Origin of the sequence: uncultured Pluralibacter sp. (assembly GCF_913775985.1) — a bacterium.
Lineage (GTDB): Bacteria > Pseudomonadota > Gammaproteobacteria > Enterobacterales > Enterobacteriaceae > Pluralibacter.
In genome coordinates, this window is record NZ_CAJYMB010000124.1 from 114,455 (window position 1) to 123,442 (window position 8,988).

Below are 8,988 nucleotides of genomic sequence, written 5' to 3' on the forward strand. Positions count from 1 at the left end.
TGAGTTATAACGCTGGCAGGCTTTGACGCCGGCTTCAGCTATTAATCGTGGAAAGCAGTACAACCTGACAAAGCCTGAGTCCAGTAGAGCACCTCACTATTGGCTTTCGTCATTAGTCAGGCATTCTCATTAAGCACGCTGGAACCGCGTGAAGCAGGCTTTGTCATATCACCATTACTCCAACTCCACGCCGTCCATGTTCGAACTCGCCTCTCCGGCCAGCACCTGCGCGGTGGCCGCGCTGTCGACGCTGAATATCTGCTCCGGCAGCGTGAACCCGCGCAGCGCCAGCAGCGCCAGCGGGCCGCTCCCCAGCTGGGTGCGCAGCACCCACTGCAGCGTTTTTCCGTCCGGCGCGCTGAAGCTCAGCATCCACTGGCTGCCGTCAAGCCGCTGCCGCTTCCCCTGCTCCAGCCAGCGGATAAAGCCCCAGGTTCCGCTGTAGTCCCCGAACAGGCGCGCTCCGGCGCTGGTGGAGGTCCAGGTCAGCATCGCGCCCGGCTTGTACGTCTCTCCCGGCCAGCGGAAGGCTTGCCACTCCGCCATCTGGTTGAAGTAGTGCAGCTTCTGCCCGTCAACCGTCAGCTGCGTTTCCACCACCTGCGGCGCCGGGCGCGCCTGCAGCTCGAAGCTGATGCCCTGGCTGCCGTCGGTAAACAGGATGTCCGACAGCGCGCTCAGCTGGTTGATGGCCTTCAGGAACGCCGGGTTGAACGTCAGGCCCTGCCCGTTGACCCTGTCCGGCACCCAGCGGCTGCCCTCCCTGTGCAGCACGCCGCCCAGCTCCGCCGTCAGGAAGCGCTCGATGCGCCCGCTGTCCTTGCGGATGAACTCGGCCAGCATGGGCAGCGAGGCGTCGCTTTTGCCCGCGGCAAACGGGAAGCGCCCGTCAAAGGCGGTGTGCCAGTTCGCCACCACCGCGCGGCGCCATTTGTCATTGAGGCTTGCGGCAGAGGGCTGCAGCACGGTTTCCCAGGCCCGGGTCAGCGGCTGGACGAACATCGCGTTGCCAAACCCGCTCCACTCCTCGCCGAGGCTCGCCGACATCAGGCTGCCGTACTGCTGCGTGTCGGTCAGGTCCACGCTTTTTCCCTGGAAGACGGTCTGCGCCAGGGTCTGCATCATCTCCTGCGGGTCAGAGGCCCCGGCCACCTGCTGCAGGCGCAGGCGCACCCGGGTGATGCGGGTCAGGTAGGTCTGCAGGCTCAGGGAGCCGTCCGCCGACATGACGCTGCGGCCGCGGTTTTTACCCAGCAGCTGCAGCAGCGGGCCGAAGGTGTCGTCCAGCGGCCCCTGCGGGCCTGCGGCGGACTGGTCAATCGCCGGCCTGTCTTTTCCGCTGACCAGCGCTTTCGCCGACCTGAGAATAGAGTCCGACAGGCCATCGCCCTGCTGCCCGGCCTGCCCCTGCCAGGCAACGGTATTCATCAGGGCAATCAGCGGCGACTGGCGCACGTCGCTCATCAGCGTCAGCTGGTCGGTGACGTCGGCAATCGTGTTTGCCGGCTCCCAGCGCAGGCTGTTGAGGAAGTTCAGCCAGCTGCCGGCGAAGTCGGTGAAGTAGCGCTGCGTCAGGCGCGCCTTCAGCGCCTCCGGCGACAGGTCCGCAGAGACGGCCCTGCGGCTGTCGCTCAGCACCCAGTCGATTTCGTCCCGGCGGGCGCTCGCCGCCTTCTCAATCGCCTGCTGCACGCCGCCCTCCCAGGCCTGGCGGGTGAACATGCCGGGCACCATCTCGTCGGTGCTGAACAGCCGCCGGGCGTCGGTGCCGCCGGTCACGTCTTCCAGCGTGACGTCGGCGAAGCTGCGGCGCACGGACTTAAGCATGTTCTCGTACAGAGTGCTCTCGGCGTTGCGGCGGCCAATCTGCTGGAGCAGCACCTGGCGGGCCTGGCTGACCAGGCCTGCGTCCGGGGTTATCTTCCACTGCGGCTGCTCTGGCAGCGCGTCAAGATAAAACGCCCACAGGTCCGGGGAAAGGCTCTGCCACAGGCCGGGGGAGATGCCGGCGCGCGTGGGCTGCACGCTTTTCATCGTCTGCGCGTAAAACGCGCCGTCGGCCTTATCGGGACGGGCCATCATCAGCCACGCCTTCAGCTGGTCGTAGCCCGGCTTCGCCAGCCGGGCGCGCAGGTCGCTGTTGGGGGCCGAGTCTGCCAGCGCGCGGAGCTTCTGCGCCAGGGCGGCGGCGGCCGGGTCGCGCATCAGGCGATTATTGGCCACGCCGTACCAGGGCAGCATCGCGTCGAGGAGCTGCCGGCTGTGGTCGAGGCCGAAGCGCTGGTACCAGGGCGAGCCGCCGCGGACGTGGTTCTGCAGGCGGCCGGCGTCGTTGCGCAGGGCGTGCAGGGCGGTGAGCTGGTCGTCGGAGGTGGCGGGATGCGCCACCAGATGTCGCGCCTTTGCCGCAACGTCGGAGATTTGGCCGTAGTTGAGCCCGAAGGAGAGCAGCAGCCCGGCACCCCAGGCGCCCGCCGCTGCGACAAGCCCCCAGCCCAGCGCCTGCCCCCGGGCGGTGCCGACCCGGCGGCCGCGCAGGCGGGTGCAGTCGTTCAGGATACCCTGCCAGGTATCAGGCAGGGTCAGGGCGTGGCGCTGCAGCCCGGCGAGCGGTGCCGTCGCGTTGGCCGCCGCGTCGTCCTCTTCCGGCCCGCGCATCGGCAGGCTGAACATCAGGCCGCGCAGCGGAACGCGCTGCTGGTTGTCCCCGAGCCAGGGCGCCAGCTGTCCGGCCCAGCGGGCAATGCCGCCCGCCTGCAGGTTCCGGCCCAGGCGCAGCAGAAAATCGCGGCGGTTATCCTCCAGCACCTGGCACATGCCCTGCGCCCGCAGCCCGGGCAGCAGCGCCGCCAGCTGGCGGGTTATCGCCTCCGCATTCGCCCGCGGCGGGAAGCTGGTGCCCACTGCCTGCTCAACGCGCCCGGCCTGCGGCCAGGGGGAGTCGCACAGCTGCCACAGCCAGACCGGCGGCTGGTAGCGCAGCAGCCCGCCGATGTTTTCCAGCCCGCGCAGGTCGCCGTCGCTGAGCTGCGGCGTCAGGGCCTGCCCGGGGGCGAGAACACGCACGATGCCGTCCAGCGGGCGGCCCCGGCGCAGCCTGCGCAGCGCGGCGTATTTTTCAGGGTCCGGCAACGATGAAAGGCTGCCGCCGTAGATCAGCACGGTGCGGCTGCCCTCCAGCCACTGGCTTTCCTGCAGGCCGGGAGCCAGCTGTTCGATGGCGGCATCATCGCCGGTGATGAGCAGCAGGCGGGATTTGCGGCGCCAGAAAACAGAGTAGCGAGTTCGGAGATGCTTTCTGAGGCCGGAAAAAGGGGGAACGATATCTCTACTCTTGACGGAGAGCGGCTCAGTATTAGCGCCAGTCACCTGAGGCTTATAGACAGCCTGATTTTTTCTCTGCTTCCAGCGCCACCAAACAGGCGAGCTAATCAGGCCAAGCAATAAGAAAACAAACACACATCCCCAAATTATCCAGATGGTCTGTGTCGAAATACCGATACTGTTTATTTTGTCCTGATTGATAAAAAGTAAAAAAGCGCTTATCCCCGCCAGGCCTAAAATTAGAAGGAAGTATCCCCATGAGCCGTAGCGTGCATTTGGCAATAACTTGTGTTCGGTCATACGTATAAATCCCTGGTAATTAAGCAAAGCATCCCTGTCTGCTGCGGTGTCTGATTAATAAGCAGCTGATCCTTCCCCAGCCTGTTAGCGGCTTCGGCCAACATAGCTAAGGCGAGGGGTAAAGCCATCTCTCCTGGAGGACCAAAGGAGAAATCGATAGAATGCAGAGGTCTTTTTTCCGGAAGCTGCCATTGATGCCGAGCGGCATACTGCATTATTTCTACAGACGTTTTTTCAGCCGCCCCCTGCAGCCAAATATATTTGAGATTTTCTCTATCGGGCTGAGTATATTCAAATAACATATCTAACTCATTCATGAGATTACCTTCTTCCAGCGGCATCATCCGGGTGATGCCGGCGATAACGGACAGTGCATGCTGGCGAGCAAAAAGGGGGGTAGTAATTAGCTGGGCTGAAATAAACTCACTTGATTGCTTAACACTTCGATCGGGCCAGTCCTGAAGACAAATTATTAACATCAGCCCATCTGCCATCTTTGTATTGTGTAAAGACTTCAGCGCTTCTATTGAAGAGAATGCAGTGGGAATAAGATCCCATTGTTGATAAATTGACTCGTTGCGGTATTCATCAAATCTATCAGAGGAATGAAAAACAGAGATAGAGTGCAAAAAATGACGATAGCCAGGATATTGATGCTCCAGTTTCATATCTGTTTCATGCAGTAATGCTGGAAAATCATGCGGAGAGTTGAATAGAGGGCGGGCCTTTTTAGGGTATGCAGGCACCTTCTCCGATTCTCCCAACAGTGCATCCATCCCGTTCTCTTCCGGAGAAAATAAAACATTGCCCACTACGGCAATCTGCCGTCGACTCCAGCGGCTCCATTCAGCTTTAGTGAGCTCTGCTTCAAGATTCCAGGCTCGGCTGGCTGTCACAAATTGTTCATAACGATTGACTATTACACCGAATATACACAGCCAAATAAAGAGTGTAGGTAGAATACCGTAGAAAAAAACGTTAGCATAAGTTGCAACATTCCAGACCCATAAGCTGATAGCAGCTCCAGCAATTAGCATCAAGATCAGTAATGTTATCCAGAACCCATATCTCGGTGCTGAAATTATTTTTGGCTCGGGAATTTCAGGTATAGGCCATGCCATAGTAGGACTCATATTCTTAATGTTTTTAATTGAAATTCAAACGGCACCGAAAAACTATTATGTAGATTTCTCTATGTTTTATGAATGCCGCCTATCTGAATGATAGATTAGTTCAAACAGCAAACTACATTTACTTTTTGATTAATATAAAAGCATTTCACTCTTTAACTTTGCCTACTAAATCCATTCGTGCATGCTATCGTCATCAAATGTTGAATGAAAATTAAAGTCTGTATAAATTTCAGCTTTCGGCAAAGAAAAACTTATCCATATATCATCCATTAATGAACTAGTATTTCCCGTTAGAGAGAGAATTTTTTGAATCCTCCCACACTCTATTTTGAGTAGCTATCCGGTATAGTAGGGATAAATCTTGCATTGCATGGGCAGGAGCTAATACTATTAATAGAGCCAGCCAGAATCTGTCCATTATCGAAGGTATCTACGACTCCCCCTAATATTTTGTATGTTCCCAAAAATTTACCGCAGCTGACTTTATCGCCTTCTCTTGCAGCAGCAATCCCATACCATTGAAAGGTAGGATCGCCGGTAAGGATCTTACCACCACAGGTGGTACTATCACCGACTCTTAAAAAAAAACCGAAGCTCATTGTGCATCCTTTTCTTTAAAATATAAAGAATGAAAATAGTTAATAGATTTATTGACGACTACTCATAGCGCAAGGAATTTACCAGCCGGTCCCAGATTTCAATCATCTGCGCTTCACTGTAGCGCGTTTTTTTGTATTCGCTGGTGAGTCCAATACTAATTTTTGGCTTATACGATGTGGCATCCCGTTCATTCGCTTTAAAATCAAAATCATAGAATGTGTTCTCTTCATCCTTACCCGTCGACTCACTTCTGATAGTTTGAGTGCCGCCAAACAACCACGACTCCGCAGGGATACCGTTGGGCGAAAGCGCGACTTTTTTAATGGTATACTTATTTGACGTTTTAAGTGCCTCATTTATTTGTGCGCTCCGGTTAAACAGAGTGTCTGCTGAGCCGGGATATTTATTATTCGTATATACACCTAAAATAAAATCGTTATTTTCATACTGGAAAGTGATTTTCTCAAGATGCTGGCTGCCATCATCCCGGATAAACCCATTAGGAATGCATACGCCTTTAGCCGACGGAATATCCTCATCTTTTCTGCCACTTAAGCGTGATATCAGAGATTGCAAGGACGCTAGCTTGGCGGGCCTTTCATTCATTTGAGCTTCTGTGAAACCAGCTTTAATATATATTTTTTTCCTTTCTGAATATTTAGGGTCAGTTAAATCAAGAAGTTCTGTTGTAATGATAAAAGCTGTCATATCAACAAACACATGTGCTTCTAAAACTCTTCCGAGGTCGTCCTCACCTGAAATGTTTCTGTCAAAGATAATTCCTTTTTCGTCAGGCAGTACTATTTTTTCTTTTATAAAGGGTGCATTCTTAGACTCATTCCCAGATTTATTAATTGCATCACGTAGTTCATGCTCCCTTAACTGCACGCGTTGTTTAAAGGCGGGGGGATAGAGACGCTTGCTTTCAATTTTAAAGTCATCGATAAAAATCATATCGTGGACCTGATTGTTAAACGACTCTGGAACGTCAATCACATAGCGCCCGATACACTGCGGTTTGGTCTGCATAAACAGAGTATTTATCGAGGTTGAAGCCGTAACCGGATTTATAAAAATAATTCCGGCAGCCACAAGCACTAAGGTTATATTTCTTCGATTATATTGCAAGATAAGGACTCCTTCCCACTACGTGCGGCCTGTTTTCCACAAGAGGCGAAGTGCAGTAAAGGCACGCTTATTGATTACTCACTTGTAACGCAGGGAATTTACCAGCCGGTCCCATATTTCAATCATCTTCGCCTCGCTATACCTTGTTTTTTTATAGTAATTGTTCATCCCCATATTTAGCCAAGGCTGAGCTGGCGTGGCATCAGCCTCATTGGCATAAAGGTCAAACTCATAAAGTGGATAGACACTATTTTCCATCGTTTGTAAACCACCAGATAACCATGCCTGCGCTGGAACTCCGCCGGGAGAAAATTTATATTTATTAATTGTTTTCTGACCATTTAATTTCAGAATTTTGTCGATTTCAGCGGTGCGACTAAAAAGCGTATCATCTGAGCCTTTATATTTATTATTTGTATAAACCCCGAATATAAAGTCATCATTTTTAAAACTAAATGTTATGCGCTCATTATGTACAAAACCATCATCCCGGATAAACCCGTTCGGAATACATACGCCTTTAGCCGACGGAATATCCTCATCTTTTCTGCCACTTAAGCGTGATATCAGAGATTGTAAAGCTGCTAGTTTGGCGGGTTTTGTATTTGTTTCTGCTTCTGAAAAACCAGCGCTAAGATATGATTTTTTCTCATCCACATACTTACTTGCCGATAAATCCAGAATCTTAGTAGTAATAATAAAGGCAATACCATTTGTATAAATATGCGCTTCCAGATGTCTGAATGAGTCTGCAGAGCCAGAATTATTTCGATCAAAAATGACTCCTTTATCATCCTGTAACTGGATAAGCTGCTTTATGTAAGGCGCATTTTCGGGTTTATTGCCTGGCTTATTTATTTCATTATTAAGCTCCTGTTTCCTTAATTGCACCCGCTGCTTGAAGGCAGGGGCAAAGAGGCGTTTGCTTTCAATTTTAAAATCATCAATAAATATCATATCGTAAAGCTGGTTGTTAAACGACGCTGGAATATCAATAACATAGCGCCCTATACATTGCGGCTTAGTCTGCGCAAACAAGGTATTTACCACTGTATTGTCCTTCTGTACTGATGTGGATGATATAGCGGGGGCAATAAGGATTAGGCTGCCTGCCACAAAAGATAACACTGTAAGCTGTCGAATAGAATTCATGGGGCTGGGATCTCCTGCACCATTTTCACAATCGCCCTGAGGGTAAACTGCAGGGCAGGTCTGGCGTGAATATTTTCCAGGTTGCTTACGTTGTAGGCCCCCTGATGGTCAACGTGTGTTGCCAGGACGCTTTTGATTTCACCGTTATGGCGTATTGTACTCAGTGATTCCACCGGTACCGTACCATCGCCAGGCGTTTTTGATGAAGTGAGTACATACATTTGAGAACGGTTGTAAGGCAGGGAGATCTCACGATAATTGTTGGGCAGTCGCCTGTCACTCTCATGCATATTTTTCGGGTAGGTAATGGATGTTTTTCGCCATATTAGCGTACCATCAGAATCGAGTTTATGACCATAAAAGGCGTATGTATTGGTGTGATATTTATTCTCCAGCTCAGTAATAAAAGATCGTACTTTATCTTTCATAATTTCAAAGTATTCCTTCCAATTTAAATTGGAAATGTTTTTATCTTTATCTATAATATTGGGCTCATATAGGCAATACCAGAGCGTTCTATCCAGGTAAATCTCACCAAACGGATCCCTTTTCTTCGGCAATTTCACATCACTGCCGTCTTCGCCCGCACCTTCTACGATAAGCCAGGGTGCGCCGGAAAGATATTTCGACGAGGGTAACAGCTGAAGCGGCGCGGGTGCCCTGGCCAGGACCGGCATCAGCTCTTTCGCACTGTTCCCGAGGACGGCTCCGGCCATCCCCTCTTGTCTTGCACCCACTTTCATGCGGCGGTACGCTGCCGGTGAGCCAAGATCCGGGATTACCCCGTGGACCATCCCCAGTATTTTATCTTTTGCGCCGAGCACCTGGGACGCGTAGCGCGCTACCAGCCCTCCCATAGAGTGGGTGACTATAATGACTTTTTCCTGCCCGTCGGCAAAGGACATGCTGTGGCCCCAACATTTTTTTATACAGGCTGATGGTCTCGTTAATAAATTTTACCAGCCCTTCTGCCGAGGTTTTGTTATCCTGCAGCCAGTTGGCGAATGGCCGTAAGAACGGAAATATTGATACACTCCGTACCCCAGTGAGGCTAAAATAGCAAAAATAATGACCCTGCGTTTTATTTTATCCATTGTGAACCCTCCCTTTTATTTATCCGTCATCCTTTCCGACCGGTTAAAACGCGCCGGGACGAATACGTACGCTACGGCTGATCGTGTCCCAAAAGGCAATAATCTCTTCCTTGCTGTAAGAGGTAGGCGACATTCGTTGATTATCCAGGGTCAGTATAAAACCTGGTTTTTTATAGCTGGCGGTCATTTCATTGATATACATTTCAAATTGATAGCGTGGCTCATTGCTTGATTCCTGCAAGCCCGTGGCCAGAAAT

The 8,988-nt window shown here is 52.0% G+C and carries 7 protein-coding genes; all 7 read right to left on the bottom strand.

Annotation, left to right across the window (positions count from 1 at the left end):
• Positions 1 to 174: 174 nt before the first annotated feature.
• Positions 175 to 3,624, bottom strand: coding sequence for an ImcF-related family protein (locus QZ766_RS15025; protein WP_297203285.1), 3,450 nt, complete (start codon positions 3,622 to 3,624; stop codon positions 175 to 177).
• Positions 3,621 to 4,745: a hypothetical protein gene (locus tag QZ766_RS15030; protein ID WP_297203287.1), complete on the bottom strand. Its 1,125-nt coding sequence runs from the start codon at positions 4,743 to 4,745 to the stop codon at positions 3,621 to 3,623. Before QZ766_RS15030 ends, QZ766_RS15025 begins: the two co-directional genes overlap by 4 nt.
• Positions 4,746 to 5,080: 335 nt before the next feature.
• The gene (locus QZ766_RS15035; RefSeq protein WP_297203288.1) at positions 5,081 to 5,356 is read right to left on the bottom strand and encodes a PAAR domain-containing protein; all 276 of its coding nucleotides are present in this window, start codon (positions 5,354 to 5,356) and stop codon (positions 5,081 to 5,083) included.
• Between the two features lie 58 nt (positions 5,357 to 5,414).
• Positions 5,415 to 6,485: a T6SS immunity protein Tli4 family protein gene (locus QZ766_RS15040; protein ID WP_297203290.1), complete on the bottom strand. Its 1,071-nt coding sequence runs from the start codon at positions 6,483 to 6,485 to the stop codon at positions 5,415 to 5,417.
• A gap of 78 nt (positions 6,486 to 6,563) precedes the next feature.
• The gene (locus QZ766_RS15045; protein WP_297203292.1) at positions 6,564 to 7,637 is read right to left on the bottom strand and encodes a T6SS immunity protein Tli4 family protein; all 1,074 of its coding nucleotides are present in this window, start codon (positions 7,635 to 7,637) and stop codon (positions 6,564 to 6,566) included.
• Positions 7,634 to 8,542 (bottom strand): acetyltransferase, encoded by a 909-nt coding sequence (locus QZ766_RS15050; protein WP_297203294.1) that lies wholly within the window; start codon positions 8,540 to 8,542, stop codon positions 7,634 to 7,636. Before QZ766_RS15050 ends, QZ766_RS15045 begins: the two co-directional genes overlap by 4 nt.
• A 232-nt stretch (positions 8,543 to 8,774) precedes the next feature.
• Positions 8,775 to 8,988: T6SS immunity protein Tli4 family protein (locus tag QZ766_RS15055; RefSeq protein ID WP_297203297.1), on the bottom strand; the 214-nt coding region annotated here is incomplete at its 5' end.

Bases quoted from the DNA above. Each gene is read 5' to 3' on its own strand.
- QZ766_RS15045 (WP_297203292.1), bottom strand. From the start codon at position 7,637: ATGAATTCTATTCGACAGCTTACAGTGTTATCTTTTGTGGCAGGCAGC.
- QZ766_RS15025 (WP_297203285.1), bottom strand. From the start codon at position 3,624: ATGACCGAACACAAGTTATTGCCAAATGCACGCTACGGCTCATGGGGA.
- QZ766_RS15030 (WP_297203287.1), bottom strand. From the start codon at position 4,745: ATGGCATGGCCTATACCTGAAATTCCCGAGCCAAAAATAATTTCAGCA.
- QZ766_RS15050 (WP_297203294.1), bottom strand. From the start codon at position 8,542: ATGTCCTTTGCCGACGGGCAGGAAAAAGTCATTATAGTCACCCACTCT.
- QZ766_RS15035 (WP_297203288.1), bottom strand. From the start codon at position 5,356: ATGAGCTTCGGTTTTTTTTTAAGAGTCGGTGATAGTACCACCTGTGGT.